The organism is Pseudomonas qingdaonensis, from assembly GCF_018398475.1.
In the GTDB taxonomy this organism is placed as follows: Bacteria; Pseudomonadota; Gammaproteobacteria; order Pseudomonadales; family Pseudomonadaceae; genus Aquipseudomonas; species Aquipseudomonas palmensis.
Genome location: NZ_CP074676.1, coordinates 492,766 through 510,107 on the forward strand (window position 1 = coordinate 492,766; position 17,342 = coordinate 510,107).

Genomic DNA, 17,342 nt, shown 5'->3' on the forward strand with positions numbered 1-17,342 from the left:
CACCTCACAAGCAAAGACAGGAGCGCAGTATACAGCCTGTGAGGTTTCGTACCCTGTCGCTCATCAATGCCCGGTGGTTTTGGAGAACACCTGGATCACCACCACGCCGCCGACGATCATGGCCATGCCGAGCATGGCCGGCACATCCAGTTTCTGCCCATAGATCACCAGCGCCGCGATGCTGATCAGCACGATGCCCAGGCCTGACCAGATGGCGTAGGCAATGCCTACCGGAATGCTGCGCACCACCAGGGTCAGCATCCAGAACGCCACGATGTAGCCGCACACCATCAGAAGCAGGGGCAGCGGCGTACTCAGGCCCTTGACCGCCTTCATCGAGGCGGTGGCAATGACTTCGGCGCAGATGGCGATGGCCAGGTAGGTATAGGCGTTCATGGTAGTCCTCTGTTCTGGTCGCGCATTCTAGAGGATGGCGCAATGGGGTAAAGTCATTACCTATCTATTCTGGAGATAGGCTGGCATGCACGGTCAATGGAACCTCGAACAGCTTCGCACCTTCGTGCGGGTCGCCGAACTGCGCTCGTTCTCGGCGGTGGCGCGTGAGCAGCGCAAGGCCCAGTCGGCGGTCAGCAACGCCATCGCGTTGTTCGAGGCCGACCTTGGGGTCACGCTGTTCGAGCGTAGCAGCGGGCGTCAGCCGCGCCTGACCGATGCCGGCCAGGCGTTGCTCGAGGAGGCACGCGAGCTGCTGCGCCAGTGCGAGCGCCTGGACGGCCGGGCGCAGGCGCTGATGCGCGGGCAGGAGGCGCAACTGCGCCTGGCGCAGGACGAGGCCATGCCCTTCCAGCCGGTGCTCGACAGCCTCGACGAGCTGGCCGTGCAGTACCCGCTGCTGGAAATCCAGGTGGCCAGCGGGGCCCAGGGCGATGTGGCGCGCAAGCTGCTGGAGCGCCGTGCCGACCTGGGCCTGATGTTTCACCACGAGCACATGCCTGCAGCGCTGGAGCGCCAGGCGCTGGGCAGCGTGGAGATGGTCACCGTGTGCGCGGTGCATCACCCGCTGGCGCAACTGGCCAGCGTCAATCGCCAGCAGCTGGCGCAGCACCGTCAGTTGCTGATCACGCCCCAGCAGAGCGGCTACCCTGGCGGCGAACCGATCAGCCCGCAGATCTGGCGCGCCGACAGCTTCTACGTGATGGCCGAGATGCTCATGCGCGGGCTGGGCTGGGCCTGGCTGCCGCGCCATGTGGTGCAGTACCCGGCCTACCAGCAGCAGATGGTGGAGCTTGCCAGCGAGTGGCGCCCGCCGGCGCTGGTGGTGGAGTTGGCGTGGCGCCGCGACGAGCCGCTGGGGCCGGCCGCGCGCTGGCTGGCCGAGCGCTTCGCAGTGCATTTGTGCGCCATTGGCTAGTACACTTCGGCGCCATGAACAGAACCCTATATACCCTGCTGTTTCACCTGGGCCTGCCGCTGGTCGCGCTGCGCCTGTACCTGCGCTCGCGCAAGGCGCCGGCCTATGCCCGGCGCATCGCCGAGCGCTTCGGCCTGAAGCTGCCGCCCCTGCAGCCGGGGGGCATCTGGGTGCATGCGGTGTCGGTGGGCGAGAGCATCGCCGCCGCGCCGATGGTGCGTGCCCTGCTGCAACGTTATCCACAGTTGCCGATCACCATCACCTGCATGACGCCCACCGGTTCCGAGCGCATCCAGGCGCTGTTCGCAAACGAGCCACGCATCCAGCACTGCTACCTGCCGTACGACCTGCCGTGGGCGGCGGCGCGGTTTCTGGAGCGTGCTCGCCCGCAACTGGCGGTGATCATGGAGACCGAGCTGTGGCCCAACCATATCCACCAGTGCGCCCGACGTGGCATACCGGTGGCGCTGGCCAATGCGCGGTTGTCGGCGCGTTCGGCCAAGGGCTATGCGCGTTTTGCCGGGCTGACCCGGCCGATGCTGGCCGAGATGAGCCTGATCGCGGTGCAGACCGAAACCGAGGCCGAGCGTTTTCGCCAGCTCGGTGCGCGGCCCGAGTGCGTGCAGGTGACCGGCTCGATCAAGTTCGACCTGACCATCGATGCGCAGCTGCCGGTGCGCGCCAGGGCGCTGCGTGAAGAGTGGCAGGCGCTGCAACGGCCGGTGTGGATTGCCGCAAGCACCCATGAGGGCGAGGACGAGGTGATCCTGGCAGCGCATCGGCAGTTGCTGGCGCACCATTCGGACGCGCTGCTGATGCTGGTACCGCGCCATCCGGAGCGCTTCAACGCGGTGCATGGGTTGTGCGCAGCGCAGTTTTCCACGGTGCGCCGCTCTGGCGGTGCGCCGGTGACGGCGGATTGCCAGGTACTGCTGGGCGATACCATGGGCGAGCTACTGTTTCTGTATGCGCTGGCGGACATCGCGTTCGTCGGCGGCAGCCTGGTGCCCAACGGCGGGCACAATCTGCTGGAGCCGGCTGCACTGGCCAGGCCAGTGCTGAGTGGGCCGCATCTGTTCAACTTTCTCGAGATCGCGGCAATGCTGCGCGAGGCGGGGGCGTTGTGCGAAGTGGATGATGCCCAGGGGCTGGCGGCCGAGGTGCGGCGCCTGATCGAGCTGCCCAGCGATGCACTGAAGATGGGCGAGGCGGGGGTCGGGGTGATGCGGGCCAATCAGGGGGCGTTGAAGCGCCTGCTGGATGGGCTGGGGAATCTGCTCAAGGCGTGAGGCCTGTTCGCCGGCAAGGTCGGCTCCTACACGGGGTGCGCAACACCTGTAGGAGCCGGCCTTGCCGGCGAAGCTGTTTCAGGGCCTTTCGAAATTGGCTTGCGCCGCCTTGGCCAGGTCCGGCGGCAGGAAGTCCTTGTCCGGGTTGTAGTCGGGCTTGAGGTAGCGACCCAGGTCATTCAGGTCTTGCGGGCTCAAGGTCCCGGCGGCCTGCTTCAGGCGCAGGTTGTCGAGGATGTAGTCATACCGGGTGTTGTTGTAGTCGCGCACCGAGGTGTACAGCTGGCGCTGTGCATCCAGCACGTCGACGATGTTGCGCGTACCCACCTGGTAACCGATTTCGGTCGCTTCCAGCGCACTCTGGTTGGAAATGATCGACTGCTTGCGCGCCTGCACCTGCTCCACGTCGGTGTTCACCGCGCGGTGCAGGTTGCGGGTGTTTTCCACCACCTGGCGACGCAGGCTCTCGCGCTGCTGTTCGCTCTGGCTCAGGCGCTGGTACGCCTCGCGCACCTGCGAGCTGGTCAGCCCGCCACTGTAGATCGGGATGTTCAGCTGCAGGCCGATGCTGGTCTGCTCCACGTCGCCGCGGTAGTTCTGGCCCGTCAGGTTGGGGTTGCTGAAGCCCAGGCTGTCGTTGTCACCCTTCTGGTAGCGCGCCACCGCGTCCACCGTCGGCGCGTGCCCGGCCTTGCGCTGGCGCAGGGTTTCCTCGGCCGCGTTGACCGCGTAGTTGGTGGCCTGCAGGTTCAGGTTCTGCTTTGCGGCGGTTTCTACCCAGGCCTTGGCGTCATTGGGCGTGGGTACCTGCACCGGCAGGGTGTGCACGATGCCCTGCACCGAGTTGTAGTCGCGGTTGGTCAGGGTCACCAGTGCCTCGAAGGCGTCGTCCACCTGGCGCTGCGCGACGATGCGGTTGGCGCGTGCGGTGTCGTAGCTGGCCTGGGACTGCAGCACGTCGGTCTTGTCCGACAGGCCTACATCGAAGCGCTCGTTGCTCTGGTCGAGCTGGCGCTTGAACGCTGCTTCTTCGGCCTTGGTCGAAGCCAGGGTGTCCTGGGCGCGCAGCACGGCGAAGTAGTTCTCGGCACTTTGCAGAATCAGGTTCTGTTCGGTGGCCGACAGCTCCAGCGCCGCCTGTTCGTTCACCGCTTCGGCTGCCTGCAACTGGAACCAGCGGTCGGCGCGGAAGATCGGCTGGGCCAGGGTGGCCTGCCAGGAGTTGCCGCTGCGGTTGGCGGTGATCGAGGGGTGGTCGATCTTCGTACGGCTGTTCATCATCTCGGCGCCGGCCGAGAGGTTGGGCAGCAGGCCGGCACGGGCCTGGGGCACCACTTCCTTGCGGGCGCCGTAGTCGGCGCGGGCAGCGGCCAGGTCGGCGTTGTTGTTCACCGCTTCCTGATACACGCTGACCAGATCGGTGCGTACCGACAGGGGCGGTTCTGCTGCCCAGGCCATTCCGTTGGTAGCACACGACACGGCGAGGGCCAGTGAAAGTTTGCGCAGCATAGGGCAGTCCTTGAACGGTTGAGTATTTCTGAACCGATGAGTGTAGTTGCGCAGGCATTTTGCAACAATCCGCTATTTGCGCCTTTTATCATGCTTGTACTTGGACTGTTGGCGTTTCGCGTCGCACCGGTCTATGCTGGGCGCGTTCTTGTCGGGGTGCCTTGCGTTGAGGCTGAGATCGGATAATTCCGGATCCCGTTGAACCTGATCAGGTTAGCGCCTGCGTAGGGAACAAGATTGCTCGTCTCCCGCGAGCCCTCTTGTGTCGGCTGCGGGATTGTCATTTCAGCTTTTTGGCTGTTGTGGCATCTTCCGTTTTCGGCACAGCACCAGCCCTGGTGCGCCCGTGCCTTTCAGGTTCACTCCGACTGCCAACCCGTCTGGAGAGCCTGTGATGAGCCAAAAACAAAAATACCCCGCGCACCTGAGTGAATCGGCCAAGGTCGACGAGCAGTCCGTGCAGCCGTTCACCCGTTCGCGCAAGATCTACGTGCAGGGCTCGCGCCCCGATATCCAGGTGCCGATGCGCGAAATCAGCCTGGACGACACCCCCACCGATTTCGGCGGCGAAGCCAACGCGCCGGTGCTGGTGTACGACACCTCCGGCCCCTACACCGACCCCACCGTGCAGATCGACGTGCGCAAGGGCCTGGGCGATGTGCGCTCGGCCTGGATCGACGCGCGCGGCGACACCGAGCGCCTGGCCGGGCTGTCCTCCAGTTTCGGCCAGATGCGCCTGAACGACGTGGAACTGACCAAGCTGCGCTTTGCCCACGTGCGCAACCCGCGCCGGGCCAAGGCCGGCGCCAACGTCAGCCAGATGCACTACGCGCGCCAGGGCATCATCACCGCCGAGATGGAGTACGTGGCCATCCGCGAGAACATGAAGCTGCAGGAGGCCCGCGCCGCCGGCCTGCTCGACCAGCAGCACGCCGGGCACAGCTTCGGCGCAAGCATCCCCAAGGAGATCACCGCCGAATTCGTACGCGAAGAAGTCGCTCGCGGCCGCGCGATCATTCCGGCCAACATCAACCATGTGGAGCTGGAGCCGATGATCATCGGCCGCAATTTCCTGGTGAAGGTCAACGGCAACATCGGCAACAGCGCGCTGGGCTCCTCCATCGAGGAAGAAGTGGCCAAGCTGACCTGGGGCATCCGCTGGGGCTCGGACACGGTAATGGACCTGTCCACCGGCAAGCACATCCATGAAACCCGCGAGTGGATCATCCGCAACTCGCCAGTGCCGATCGGTACGGTGCCGATCTACCAGGCACTGGAGAAGGTCAACGGCGTGGCCGAGGACCTGACCTGGGAGCTGTTTCGCGACACCCTGATCGAACAGGCGGAGCAGGGCGTGGACTACTTCACCATCCATGCCGGCGTGCTGCTGCGCTACGTGCCGCTGACCGCCAAGCGCGTGACCGGCATCGTCAGCCGCGGCGGCTCGATCATGGCCAAGTGGTGCCTGGCGCATCACAAGGAAAACTTCCTCTACACCCATTTCGACGAAATCTGCGAAATCATGAAGGCCTACGACGTCAGCTTCTCGCTGGGCGACGGCCTGCGTCCGGGCTCGATCGCCGACGCCAACGATGCGGCGCAGTTCGGCGAGCTGGAGACCCTGGGCGAGCTGACCAAGATCGCCTGGAAGCATGACGTGCAGTGCATGATCGAAGGCCCCGGCCACGTGCCGATGCAGTTGATCAAGGAGAACATGGACAAGCAGCTCGAGTGCTGCGACGAGGCGCCGTTCTACACCCTGGGCCCGCTGACCACCGACATCGCGCCGGGGTACGACCACATCACCTCGGGCATCGGTGCGGCGATGATCGGCTGGTTCGGTTGCGCGATGCTCTGCTACGTGACGCCCAAGGAGCACCTGGGGCTGCCGAACAAGGACGACGTCAAGACCGGCATCATCACCTACAAGATCGCCGCGCACGCGGCGGACCTGGCCAAGGGGCACCCGGGCGCGCAGATCCGCGACAACGCCTTGAGCAAGGCGCGGTTCGAGTTCCGCTGGGAAGACCAGTTCAACCTGGGCCTGGACCCGGACACCGCACGCTCGTTCCACGACGAGACCCTGCCCAAGGATTCGGCCAAGGTCGCGCACTTCTGCTCGATGTGCGGGCCGAAGTTCTGCTCGATGAAGATCACCCAGGAAGTGCGTGAATACGCCGCCAACCAGCCGGTCGAGGTGGCGGTAGAAGAGGGCATGCGCGAGCAGGCCGAGCGGTTCCGCCAGGAAGGCAGCCAGTTGTACCAGAAGGTCTGAGGCGATCCCTTCGCCGGCAAGGCCGGCTCCTACAGGCGAGACGAATCCCTGTAGGAGCCGGCCTTGCCGGCGAAAGCGTCCTGCAATCCAACCCCCACTCTCCTGCCGAGCCATGATCGTGAGCACACCCAGCCACTACTCCCCCGATTCCCCCATTCCCGACAGCCAGCGCGTCTTCGGCGCGCGGGACCTGTTCTCCCTGTGGTTCTCCCTCGGCATCGGCCTGATGGTGCTGCAGACCGGCGCCTTGCTCGGCCCCGGTCTGGGCCTGCCCGGCGCGTTGCTGGCTATCACCCTCGGCACGCTGGTCGGCGTTCTGCTGCTGGCCGCCGCCGGCGTCATCGGCAGCGACACCGGCCTGTCGGCCATGGGCACCCTGCGCCTGAGCCTGGGCCGCCACGGCGTGGCGCTGCCGGCCATTCTCAACCTGCTGCAACTGGTTGGCTGGGGCGCGTTCGAAATCATCGTGATGCGCGACGCCGCCAGCCTGCTGGGTGCGCGGGCCTTCGGCGCCGACAGCCTGTGGGTCAGCCCGCTGCTGTGGGCACTGTGCTTCGGCGCCCTGGCCACCGCGCTGGCGGTGGCTGGCCCGCTGACCTTCGTGCGCCGCATTTTGCGCAAATGGGGCATCTGGCTGTTGCTGGGCGCCTGCCTGTGGCTGACCTGGAACCTGTTCGCCAAGGCCGACCTGGCTGCCCTGTGGGCGCGCGCCGGGGACGGCTCGATGTCGCTGGGGGTGGGCTTTGACATCGCCATCGCCATGCCGCTGTCGTGGCTGCCGCTGATTGCTGACTACTCGCGCTTCGGCAGGCATTCGGGACAGGTGTTCGTGGGTACCGCACTGGGCTACTTCATCGGCAACCTGTGGATGATGAGCCTGGGGGTGGCCTACATCCTGGCCTTCGCCACCGATGGCGAAGCCAGCACCCTGCTGCTGGCGCTGGCCGGCGCAGGCTTTGGCATCCCGCTGTTGCTGGTGCTGCTCGACGAGTCGGAAAAGGCCTTTGCCGACATCCACTCGGCGGCGGTGTCCAGCAGCCTGCTGTCAGGCGTGAAGGTCGAGCACCTGGCACTGGTGATCGGCGTGGTGTGCACCCTGATCGCCTGCTTCGCGCCGCTGGGCCAGTACGAGAACTTCCTGCTGCTGATCGGCTCGGTGTTCGCGCCGCTGTTCGGTGTGGTGCTGAGCGACCACTACGTGCTGCGCCGGCGTCGCCTGCCGGGTGTGGTCGACGGCCTGCACTACGGGGCGCTGGTGGCGTGGGCCTGTGGCGTGGCGACCTACCATGTGCTGGCGCATTACGCCGCAGACGTTGGCGCCACCCTGCCAGCCTTGCTGCTGGCAGGGGCGCTGCATCTGTTGCTGGGCTTCAACCGCGGCCGGGAAACAGCTCGGGCCTGATCACGCCGTTCAGGCGCGGGTAGGGAATCTTGAGCTCGATGTGGCCCATGGAGTACGGGGCGATGGCATACACCTCGTACTTCACCACCACCGCGCCGTAGGTCAGGGCGACGTGCGGTGACTTCTGGAACGGCCAGTTCTTCACGAACTCGGCGTCCTTGTCCATGCCGGTGCTGATCAGCCAGCCCTTGTGGGCCTCTTCGACGGTCTTCCAGAAGGTTGCCTCCTGGCCCGGCACCAGCATGTCCTGCAGGGTCAGCACCTTGTCCTGCTGGCGCGAATAGTTGATGAAGCCGCGCCCCGGCATGCCGTGCGCGCCGCCGGTGTCCAGGTAGCTGGACAACTCGATGATCACCAAGCCGTCATGCTGCTCGCGTACCTTGGCCTGCAGGTAGCTGCTGTTGCGGCTCTGGGCCGATTGCAGGTAGCTGTCCTCGTAGGACTTGAGCGAGGCCGGCAACGGTGCGCCCTCGCCATCGCTGGTGAGCTTGAGCAGGCTGCGCTCGACGATCGCATCGAGCTTGGGGTTGGTGGGGAAGTGCACCGTGTCGATGTTCACCAGCGGGCAGTCGGCTGCGGTGCAGCCCGGCTTGATGTGCTCCCACCTGTCGCGCTTGACCTCGAGCGGCACGCGCATGTTGGGCTGGAACAGGCTCTGGCAGGCGCCCAGGGTCAAGGCCAGGGCGGTCACGCAGGCTAATTTCGCAAGTGACATGATGATCCTTGTAGTGCAACGGTAATCGGGCTTGGACCGTCGGCAATGCCGTCGGTTCGCCACTAAGCTGACAAGAAAGGCTGCGCCTATCCTCGCAGCCCGCACGATTGTTTTAAAGGGGTGAAACCGCGCAGTGTGCAGGTTAGGATGGCGCGACGTGGTAATGGGGTAACGAGGTATCCATGACAGACAAGCCAAAGGCCATGCCGACCGACGTACAGATCGTGCGGCGCGAAAACTGCTTCAAGGGCTTTTACCGGCTCGACCGGCTGCACCTGCGCCACGAGCTGTTTGCCGGCGGCATGGGCCGCGAGATCAGCCGTGAGCTGTTCGTGCGCCACGACGCAGTGTGCGTGCTGCCCTATGATCCGCAGCGTGACGAAGTGGTGCTGATCGAGCAGTTTCGTGTCGGCGCCATGGGCAAGGTCGACAACCCCTGGCTGGTGGAACTGGTCGCCGGTCTGATCGACAAGGACGAACAGCCCGAGGAGGTTGCGCACCGCGAGGCGCAGGAGGAAGCTGGGCTGACATTCAGTGCGCTGTGGCCGATGACCAAGTACTTTCCGTCGCCCGGCGGCAGCGATGAATTCGTGCACCTGTACCTGGGGCGTTGCCACAGCGACGGCGCGGGCGGCCTGCACGGGCTGGAAGAAGAGGGCGAAGACATTCGCGTGAAGGCCTGGGCGTTCGAGGATGCGTTGCAGGCCGTGCGCGATGGGCGCATTGCCAATGCCGCGAGCATCATCGCCCTGCAATGGCTGGCGTTGAACCGTGACGAAGTCAGGGGGCTGTGGTCGTGAATCTGTTGCGCGAGCGCTACCGGGTCGATCTGGTCGGCTTGCAGGCTGCCTGCGAGGCCAACTATGCGCGCCTGATGCGACTGTTGCCCGACATGCGCACCACCCAGAGCTCGCGCCGCATCGGCATGACCCAGGGTGACCAGATGCTCGGCGTGCTGGTGCTCGACGTGGTGCTGGCCTGCCCTTACACCACCACCCTGCGCGTGCGCCAGGAGCACAGCCTGCCGTGGCTGCCGGTGCCGCAGCTGGAGGTGCAGGTGTACCACGACGCGCGCATGGCCGAGGTGGTCAGTGCCGAGCATGCGCGGCGCTTTCGCAGTGTCTACCCATACCCCAATGCGGCCATGCACCAGCCGGACGAAAAGGCCCAGCTCAACCTGTTCCTGGGCGAGTGGCTGAGCCATTGCCTGGCCTGCGGCCACGAACTGGAAGCGGTTCGCTGAAAATGTGACCGGTGTCGTGGGCGCGGGGTTTGCCGTTGCCTGCATTCCCACCATAATCGTGCAGAATCCGCCCAAGGAGACGGCCTTGCCGCACTCGATCATCCCTTCCCGTGACGCCTCGGTGCTGCTGGTGCAGCTCTCCGACAGTCATCTGTTCGCCGAAGCCGAAGGCACGCTGCTGGGCATGAACACCCGCGACAGCCTGCGCCGGGTGGTCGAGCGGGTACTCGACGAACAGCCGGTGGTCGACCTGGTGCTGGCCACCGGCGACCTGTCGCAGGATGGCAGCGTCGAATCCTATCTGCAGTTTCTGGCCCTCAGCGGCAGGATCCCGGCCCCGGCCCGCTGGCTGGCCGGCAATCACGACGAGCCGTTCCCCATGGCCCAGGTGGCACGCGGCAGTTCGCTGCTCGAGCCGGTGGTGGATGCCGGCGCCTGGCGGGTGATCATGCTCAACTCGGCCGTGTGCGGCTCGGTGCCGGGGCTGCTGGCAGACGATCAGCTGCAACTGCTCAGGCAGGCCCTGGAGGCCGCACCGCAGCGCCATTGCCTGATCTGCTTCCATCACCAGCCGGTTTCCATCGATTGCGCCTGGATGGCGCCCATCGGGCTGCGCAACGCCGATGCGCTGTTCGACCTGCTCAAGGGTTATCCACAGGTGCGCGCGCTGCTCTGGGGGCATATCCACCAGGAGTGGGACCAGCTGCGTGACGGTGTGCGTCTGCTCGCCTCGCCGTCCACCTGCATTCAGTTCGAGCCGGGCAGTGAAGACTTCAAGGTGGGCGACCAGGCCCCGGGGTATCGCTGGCTGCGCCTGCATGACGACGGCAGGCTCGAGACCGGGGTCTCGCGCGTGACCGACTTTGCCTTCACCGTCGATTACGGCAGCAGTGGGTACTGAGCGCTGCAAGCTGCAAGTGAACGCGAATATCACCGCCCGGTTGTAACCTGATGTTTGAAAGTTGCCGCTCAAGGCTTCTCGAACAGGCTAAACTGCGCGTCTTTTGTGCTCGTTGCGACGGGCGTTGCATGGGCATCGGGGGCGATCATGTCGGGTTCGATTCTTTATATCCACGGGTTCAACAGTGCGCCCAGTTCGACCAAGGCCAGCCAGCTGAGCAGTGTGATGCAGCAGCTGGGGCTGGCCGGGCAGCTGCGCGTGCCCCTGCTGGACAACCATCCGCGCCAGGCCGTGGCGCAGCTTGAACGTGCCATCGCCGAGCTGGGTTCGCCATTGCTGGTCGGCAGCTCGCTCGGGGGCTACTATGCCACCCACCTGGCCCAGCGCCACGGGCTCAAGGCCCTGCTGATCAACCCGGCCGTCAATCCGCACCAGCTGTTCGACGGCTACCTGGGCCCGCAGCAGAATTTCTACACCGGGGAAACCTGGGAGCTGACACTGGACCACGTGCAGGCCCTGGCCGAGCTGGAAGTGCCCGCACCGAGCGACCCCGAGCGCTTTCAGGTATGGCTGCAGACGGGCGATGAAACCCTGGACTACCGCCGTGCCCAGGCCTTCTATCGGGCCTGTGCGCTACGCATCGAGGCCGGTGGCGACCACAGCTTCCAGGGCTTCGCGCAGCACCTGCCGGCCATGCTGAGCTTTGCCGGCATTGCACCGCAGGTGTACCAGGCATTCGATTTTTCTGTACTTTGACTGATTATTTTCACCTACGACTGACGACGAGAACCCATGGCCAATCCCAGCGCTAGCGCCTATAACGCAGACGCCATCGAAGTCCTCTCCGGCCTTGACCCGGTGCGCAAGCGCCCGGGCATGTACACCGACACCAGCCGGCCCAATCACCTGGCCCAGGAAGTCATCGACAACAGCGTCGACGAAGCGCTGGCCGGCCACGCTCGCACCGTGCAGGTCATCCTGCATGCAGACCATTCGCTGGAAGTGTCCGACGACGGTCGCGGCATGCCCGTGGACATCCACCCCGAAGAGGGCGTGTCGGGCGTCGAGCTGATCCTCACCAAGCTGCACGCCGGCGGCAAGTTTTCCAACAAGAACTACCAGTTCTCCGGCGGCCTGCACGGGGTGGGCATTTCGGTGGTCAACGCCCTGTCCAACCAGGTACGGGTACGGGTCAAGCGCGACGGCAACGAGTACCAGATGACCTTCGCCGACGGCTTCAAGGCCACCGAGCTCGAAGTGATCGGTACCGTCGGCAAGCGCAACACCGGTACCAGCGTGTACTTCGCGCCCGATCCCAAGTATTTCGACTCGCCCAAGTTTTCCATCAGCCGCCTCAAGCATGTGCTCAAGGCCAAGGCTGTACTGTGCCCGGGGCTGCTGGTCAGCTTCGAGGACAAAGGCACCGGCGAGAAGGTCGAGTGGCATTACGAGGACGGCCTGCGCTCGTACCTCGAAGACTCGGTAAGCGAGTTCCTGCGCCTGCCCGACGCGCCGTTCTGCGGCAGCCTGGCGGGCAACAAGGAGGCCGTGGACTGGGCCTTGCTGTGGCTGCCCGAAGGCGGCGACAGCGTGCAGGAAAGCTACGTCAACCTGATCCCCACCGCCCAGGGCGGCACCCACGTCAACGGCCTGCGCCAGGGCCTGCTCGATGCCATGCGCGAGTTCTGCGAGTTCCGCAACCTGCTGCCGCGCGGGGTCAAGCTGGCCCCCGAGGACGTGTGGGAGCGCATCAGCTTCGTGCTCTCGATGAAGATGCAGGAGCCGCAGTTCTCCGGCCAGACCAAGGAGCGCCTGTCGTCTCGCGAGGCCGCCGCATTCGTTTCCGGCGTGGTCAAGGATGCCTTCAGCCTGTGGCTCAATGCCCACCCCGAAGTGGGCATGCAACTGGCGGAACTGGCGATCAACAACGCCGGGCGCCGGCTCAAGGCCAGCAAGAAGGTCGAGCGCAAGCGCGTGACCCAGGGCCCGGCACTGCCGGGCAAGCTGGCCGACTGCGCCGGGCAGGACCCGATGCGCGCCGAGCTGTTCCTGGTCGAGGGTGACTCGGCCGGTGGTTCGGCCAAGCAGGCGCGCGACAAGGAGTTCCAGGCCATCCTGCCGCTGCGCGGCAAGATCCTCAACACCTGGGAAGTCGACGGCGGCGAAGTGCTGGCCAGTCAGGAAGTGCACAACATCGCGGTGGCCATCGGCGTCGACCCCGGTGCCACCGACATGAGCCAGCTGCGCTACGGCAAGATCTGCATCCTGGCCGACGCCGACTCCGACGGCCTGCACATCGCCACCTTGCTCTGCGCCCTGTTCGTGCAGCACTTCCGCCCGCTGGTGGAGGCCGGCCACGTGTACGTGGCGATGCCGCCGCTGTACCGCATCGACCTGGGCAAGGAGATCTACTACGCCCTGGACGAGGCCGAACGCGACGGCATCCTCGACCGCCTGGTGGCCGAGAAGAAGCGCGGCAAGCCGCAGGTCACCCGATTCAAGGGCCTGGGCGAGATGAACCCGCCGCAGCTGCGTGAAACCACCATGGACCCGAACACCCGGCGCCTGGTGCAGTTGACCCTGGAAGACCTCGAAGGCACCCGCGAGATCATGGACATGCTGCTGGCCAAGAAACGTGCGGGCGACCGCAAGAGCTGGCTGGAGTCCAAAGGCAACCTGGCCGAGGTACTGGCTTGATCGCTCGGTGCCTGGCAGCGCTGTTGTCACTGCTGGGCGTGCCGGCGCTGGCCGAAACCTGGCCGGAGCTGGCGATGCAGAGCGAGCATCCGGTAGAGGGCATGCGTGGCGGCAACCTGTCGGGGCTGGCCCTGTGCAACGGTGAGCTCTGGACCGTCTCGGACCGCGACGACGACCTGCTGTACCGCCTGGACACCACCCAGACGGTGTGGCAGGCCGAAGGTATTCGCCTGGAGGTGCCGCCGGTGCCGGACAGCGGCCTGCCCTGGGGCCTGCGCTCGAGCAACTGGGCAATGTCCTACGTGCGCGGCGGCGAGCTGGATTTCGAAGGCATCAGTTGCGATGCCGCAGGCAATCACTACCTGGTCAGCGAAACCCATGTGGCGGTGCTCAAGGTACCAGTCGCAGGCGACCCCAGCTGGCTGAAGATCGACCCGAGCATGGTCCGCCAGGCGCGCGCCAGCGGCATGCTGCTGCACTTCAATGCATTGTTCGAAGGCATCGCCGTGAACCCGGCCGGCGATCGCCTGTGGCTGGCCGCCGAGCGCGAGCGCCGCGGGCTGATTTCGATCAATCGCCAGCAGACCACCTGGCACTGCGGTGATGGCTGCGTGCTGCTCAGCGAGGCCGGCACCGAGATGCAGCCTGCGCAGATGCCCAACGCCCGCGAGAGGCCCCGGGATTTTGCCGACCTGGCGCTGTTCGAAGGCAAGCTGTTCACCCTGGAGCGCAACGCCTACCGTATCTGCCGGCGTGATGCCGACACTGGAAGCGTGGAGCGCTGCTGGTCGTTCGCTGCCGATGCCCTGATCGAATCGCGGCAGTACTCGCAGCCGTTCGGCCTGGCCGAGGCCCTGGTGATCGATGCCAAAGGCGCCTGGATAGGCCTGGACAACAACGGCGGTCGCCGCGCCGATGGTGAAAACCGCCCGATCGTGTGGCGCTTTGCAGCGCCCCATGGCGGCTGGAGCGCCAAACCGTGAGCCAGGCACCGGGCAAGCGTGCCGGCCGGGTGATGCTGGTGCTGGCGTGGGCGGCCGGCCTGTTCCTGGCCACGCGCTTTTTCGGCGACTGGGAACAGCGCCAGGCTAACCCCAACAGCCAGATCAGCTCGCAGCACGGCGATGGCTATGTCGAGGTGCGGCTGCTGGGCAATGGCCAGGGGCATTTTGTGGCCGACGGTCTGATCAACGGCCAGACCGTGCATTTTCTGCTGGATACTGGCGCCACCGACGTGGCGATCCCCGAGAGCCTGGCCCGGCAGTTCAGCCTGGAGCGTGGTGCGCCCGTGACCCTGAGTACCGCCAATGGTCGTACCGAGGGCTATCGCACCCGCCTCGACAGCCTGCAACTGGGCGATATTCTGCTGCGCGACGTACGCGCCCTGGTGGTGCCGGGGCTGGACGGCGAGCAGGTACTGCTGGGCATGAGTGCCCTGAAACAACTCGAATTTACCCAGCGCGGCGGCACCTTGCTGCTGCGCCAGACCTTGAAATGATGAGGCCCGCATGAGCGACTCCCTTGATCTCAGCCTCGATGGCGTAGAGCGCCGGTCACTGGCTGACTTCACCGAACAGGCCTACCTCAACTACTCCATGTACGTGATCATGGACCGTGCGCTGCCGCATATCGGCGACGGTTTGAAGCCGGTGCAGCGACGCATCGTCTACGCCATGAGCGAACTGGGCCTGGACGCCGATTCCAAGCACAAGAAATCGGCGCGTACCGTCGGTGACGTGCTCGGCAAGTTCCACCCGCATGGCGATTCGGCCTGCTATGAAGCCATGGTGCTGATGGCGCAGCCCTTCAGCTATCGCTACACCCTGGTCGACGGCCAGGGCAACTGGGGTGCGCCGGACGATCCCAAATCCTTCGCGGCCATGCGCTACACCGAAGCGCGCCTGTCGCGCTATTCCGAGGTGCTGCTCAGCGAGCTGGGGCAGGGCACTGCGGACTGGGGCCCGAACTTCGACGGTACCCTCGACGAGCCCCTGGTGTTGCCGGCACGTTTGCCGAACATCCTGCTCAATGGCACCACCGGTATCGCCGTGGGCATGGCCACCGACGTGCCGCCGCACAACCTGCGCGAAGTGGCCACCGCCTGCGTGCGCCTGCTCGACGAGCCCAAGGCCACGGTCGAACAGCTGTGCGAGCACATCCAGGGCCCGGACTACCCGACCGAAGCAGAGATCATCACCCCGCGCGCCGACCTGCTGAAAATCTACGAAACCGGCCGTGGCTCGGTGCGCATGCGCGCCGTGTACCACATCGAGGACGGCGACATCGTGGTCACCGCGCTGCCGCACCAGGTGTCGGGCGCCAAGGTGCTGGAACAGATCGCCGCGATGATGCAGGCCAAGCCGTCCAAGGCGCCGCAGGTGGCCGACCTGCGTGACGAATCGGACCACGAGAACCCGTGCCGCATCGTGATCATCCCGGTGCACAGCCGCGTCGACCACGAAGCGCTGATGCAGCACCTGTTCGCCAGTACCGACCTTGAGTCCAGCTACCGGGTCAACATCAACATCATCGGCCTGGACGGCAAGCCGCAGTTGAAGAACCTGCGCACGCTGCTGGTCGAGTGGCTGCAGTTCCGCGTGCAGACCGTGCGCCGTCGCCTGCAGTTCCGCCTGGACAAGGTGGAGCGTCGCCTGCACCTGTTGGACGGCTTGCTGATCGCCTACCTCAACCTGGATGAAGTGATCCACATCATCCGTACCGAGGAGCACCCGCGGGCCAGGTTGATCGAGCGCTTTGCATTGAGCGAGATCCAGGCCGACTACATCCTCGACACGCGCCTGCGCCAGTTGGCCCGTCTGGAAGAGATGAAGCTGCGCAACGAGCAGGACGAACTGCTCAAGGAACAGGCCAGGCTGCTGGCGCTGCTGGGCAGCGAAGCCAAGCTCAAGAAACTGGTGCGCACCGAACTGCTGCAGGACGCCGAAACCTATGGCGACGACCGTCGCTCGCCGATCGTCGAGCGCGCCGAAGCCCGTGCGATGACCGAGCACGACCTGCTGCCCAACGAAAAGGTCACGGTGGTGCTGTCCGAGAAGGGCTGGGTACGTTCGGCCAAGGGCCACGACATCGATGCCACCGGGCTCTCGTACAAGGCCGGCGACGGCTTCAAGACCGCAGCCGCGGGGCGCTCGAACCAGTATGCGGTGTTCATCGACTCCACCGGCCGCAGCTACTCGGTGCCGGCGCATACGCTGCCGTCGGCACGGGGCCAGGGTGAACCGCTGACCGGTCGCCTGACCCCGCCGCCCGGTGCTTCGTTCGAGTGCGTGCTGATGCCCGAGGATGACGGCTTGTACGTGATTGCCTCCGATGCCGGCTACGGCTTCGTGGTCAAGGGCGAAGACCTGCAGGCCAAGAACAAGGCCGGCAAGGCCCTGTTGAGCCTGCCGAACAACGCCAAGGTGATCCTGCCGCGCCCGGTGGGCAACCGCGAGCAGGACTGGCTGGCGGCGGTGACCACCGAAGGGCGCCTGCTGGTGTTCAAGATCAGTGACCTGCCACAGCTGGGCAAGGGCAAGGGCAACAAGATCATCGGCATTCCGGGCGATCGCGTGGCCAGTCGTGAAGAATTTGTCACCGACCTGGCAGTGATTCCCGAAGGTTCGACCCTTGTATTGCAGGCCGGCAAGCGTACCCTGTCGCTCAAGGGCGATGATCTGGAGCACTACAAGGGCGAGCGTGGGCGGCGTGGCAACAAGCTGCCGCGCGGCTTCCAGCGGGTCGATGCGCTGCTGGTGGAAAACGTCGAATAAGCGACCTGGTGGCCGCAAACGGGTATTTTAGTGACCGTTTGCGGCTTAAACACTGGAGTCGCACGGAACTTTCGCGGATGATAGGCCCCTTGTGGTGCCAGCGTAGCTGCGTGCCCGACGTATTCATGAGTATCACTGCGGCAAGCCGTGTGGCGGCCGCCTGGAT

Annotated in this window: 15 protein-coding genes and 1 riboswitch; of the genes, 12 read left to right on the top strand and 3 right to left on the bottom strand. The window is 65.4% G+C overall.

Going from position 1 to position 17,342, the window contains the following annotated elements:
- Positions 1-63: 63 nt before the first annotated feature.
- Entirely contained in the window at positions 64-396 is a 333-nt protein-coding gene (locus KH389_RS02270) for a DMT family transporter (protein ID WP_043863569.1), read from the bottom strand.
- Positions 397-481: 85 nt separating this feature from the next.
- On the opposite strand from KH389_RS02270, the gene KH389_RS02275 reads away from it, so the two are divergent.
- Both KH389_RS02275 and waaA read left to right on the top strand, forming a co-directional pair.
- The gene (locus KH389_RS02275) at positions 482-1,372 is read left to right on the top strand and encodes a LysR family transcriptional regulator (RefSeq protein WP_043863568.1); all 891 of its coding nucleotides are present in this window, start codon (positions 482-484) and stop codon (positions 1,370-1,372) included.
- A gap of 14 nt (positions 1,373-1,386) precedes the next feature.
- The gene (gene waaA / locus KH389_RS02280) at positions 1,387-2,661 is read left to right on the top strand and encodes a lipid IV(A) 3-deoxy-D-manno-octulosonic acid transferase (protein WP_100632907.1); all 1,275 of its coding nucleotides are present in this window, start codon (positions 1,387-1,389) and stop codon (positions 2,659-2,661) included.
- A gap of 78 nt (positions 2,662-2,739) precedes the next feature.
- Here waaA and KH389_RS02285 read toward each other — a convergent pair whose 3' ends face one another.
- On the bottom strand, positions 2,740-4,170 hold the full coding sequence (locus KH389_RS02285) for a TolC family outer membrane protein (RefSeq protein ID WP_043863566.1): 1,431 nt from the start codon (positions 4,168-4,170) through the stop codon (positions 2,740-2,742).
- A gap of 142 nt (positions 4,171-4,312) precedes the next feature.
- Positions 4,313-4,418: riboswitch (TPP riboswitch) on the top strand.
- Positions 4,419-4,564: 146 nt separating this feature from the next.
- On the opposite strand from KH389_RS02285, the gene thiC reads away from it, so the two are divergent.
- Together thiC and cytX are read left to right on the top strand one after the other, a co-directional pair.
- Positions 4,565-6,445 (top strand): phosphomethylpyrimidine synthase ThiC, encoded by a 1,881-nt coding sequence (gene thiC / locus KH389_RS02290; RefSeq protein WP_054915742.1) that lies wholly within the window; start codon positions 4,565-4,567, stop codon positions 6,443-6,445.
- 112 nt (positions 6,446-6,557) lie between these two features.
- Entirely contained in the window at positions 6,558-7,847 is a 1,290-nt protein-coding gene (gene cytX / locus KH389_RS02295) for a putative hydroxymethylpyrimidine transporter CytX (RefSeq protein ID WP_420831951.1), read from the top strand.
- On the opposite strand, the gene KH389_RS02300 is transcribed toward cytX, so the two are convergent.
- Positions 7,816-8,562, bottom strand: coding sequence for an RsiV family protein (locus KH389_RS02300; protein WP_043863563.1), 747 nt, complete (start codon positions 8,560-8,562; stop codon positions 7,816-7,818). The two genes, cytX and KH389_RS02300, sit on opposite strands and share 32 nt — an antisense overlap.
- A 182-nt stretch (positions 8,563-8,744) precedes the next feature.
- On the opposite strand from KH389_RS02300, the gene KH389_RS02305 reads away from it, so the two are divergent.
- The 8 genes from KH389_RS02305 to parC all read left to right on the top strand — a co-directional run bounded on the left by KH389_RS02305 (position 8,745) and on the right by parC (position 17,176).
- Positions 8,745-9,362 (top strand): NUDIX domain-containing protein, encoded by a 618-nt coding sequence (locus tag KH389_RS02305; protein WP_043863562.1) that lies wholly within the window; start codon positions 8,745-8,747, stop codon positions 9,360-9,362.
- The gene (locus KH389_RS02310) at positions 9,353-9,805 is read left to right on the top strand and encodes a DUF1249 domain-containing protein (RefSeq protein WP_043863561.1); all 453 of its coding nucleotides are present in this window, start codon (positions 9,353-9,355) and stop codon (positions 9,803-9,805) included. The genes KH389_RS02305 and KH389_RS02310 overlap by 10 nt, the downstream gene beginning before the upstream one ends.
- A gap of 85 nt (positions 9,806-9,890) precedes the next feature.
- The gene (gene cpdA, locus KH389_RS02315) at positions 9,891-10,706 is read left to right on the top strand and encodes a 3',5'-cyclic-AMP phosphodiesterase (RefSeq protein WP_043863560.1); all 816 of its coding nucleotides are present in this window, start codon (positions 9,891-9,893) and stop codon (positions 10,704-10,706) included.
- Between the two features lie 147 nt (positions 10,707-10,853).
- The gene (locus tag KH389_RS02320) at positions 10,854-11,462 is read left to right on the top strand and encodes a YqiA/YcfP family alpha/beta fold hydrolase (protein WP_043863559.1); all 609 of its coding nucleotides are present in this window, start codon (positions 10,854-10,856) and stop codon (positions 11,460-11,462) included.
- A 36-nt stretch (positions 11,463-11,498) separates the two neighbouring features.
- Positions 11,499-13,403, top strand: a complete 1,905-nt coding sequence (gene parE / locus KH389_RS02325) for a DNA topoisomerase IV subunit B (protein ID WP_043863558.1) — start codon at positions 11,499-11,501, stop codon at positions 13,401-13,403.
- Complete coding sequence (locus KH389_RS02330; protein WP_213606809.1) at positions 13,400-14,386, top strand: esterase-like activity of phytase family protein; 987 nt, start codon at positions 13,400-13,402, stop codon at positions 14,384-14,386. Before parE ends, KH389_RS02330 begins: the two co-directional genes overlap by 4 nt.
- Positions 14,383-14,901: a retropepsin-like aspartic protease family protein gene (locus KH389_RS02335; RefSeq protein WP_213606811.1), complete on the top strand. Its 519-nt coding sequence runs from the start codon at positions 14,383-14,385 to the stop codon at positions 14,899-14,901. The genes KH389_RS02330 and KH389_RS02335 overlap by 4 nt, the downstream gene beginning before the upstream one ends.
- Before the next feature lie 10 nt (positions 14,902-14,911).
- Positions 14,912-17,176, top strand: a complete 2,265-nt coding sequence (gene parC, locus KH389_RS02340; protein WP_043863555.1) for a DNA topoisomerase IV subunit A — start codon at positions 14,912-14,914, stop codon at positions 17,174-17,176.
- Positions 17,177-17,342 lie beyond the last annotated feature (166 nt).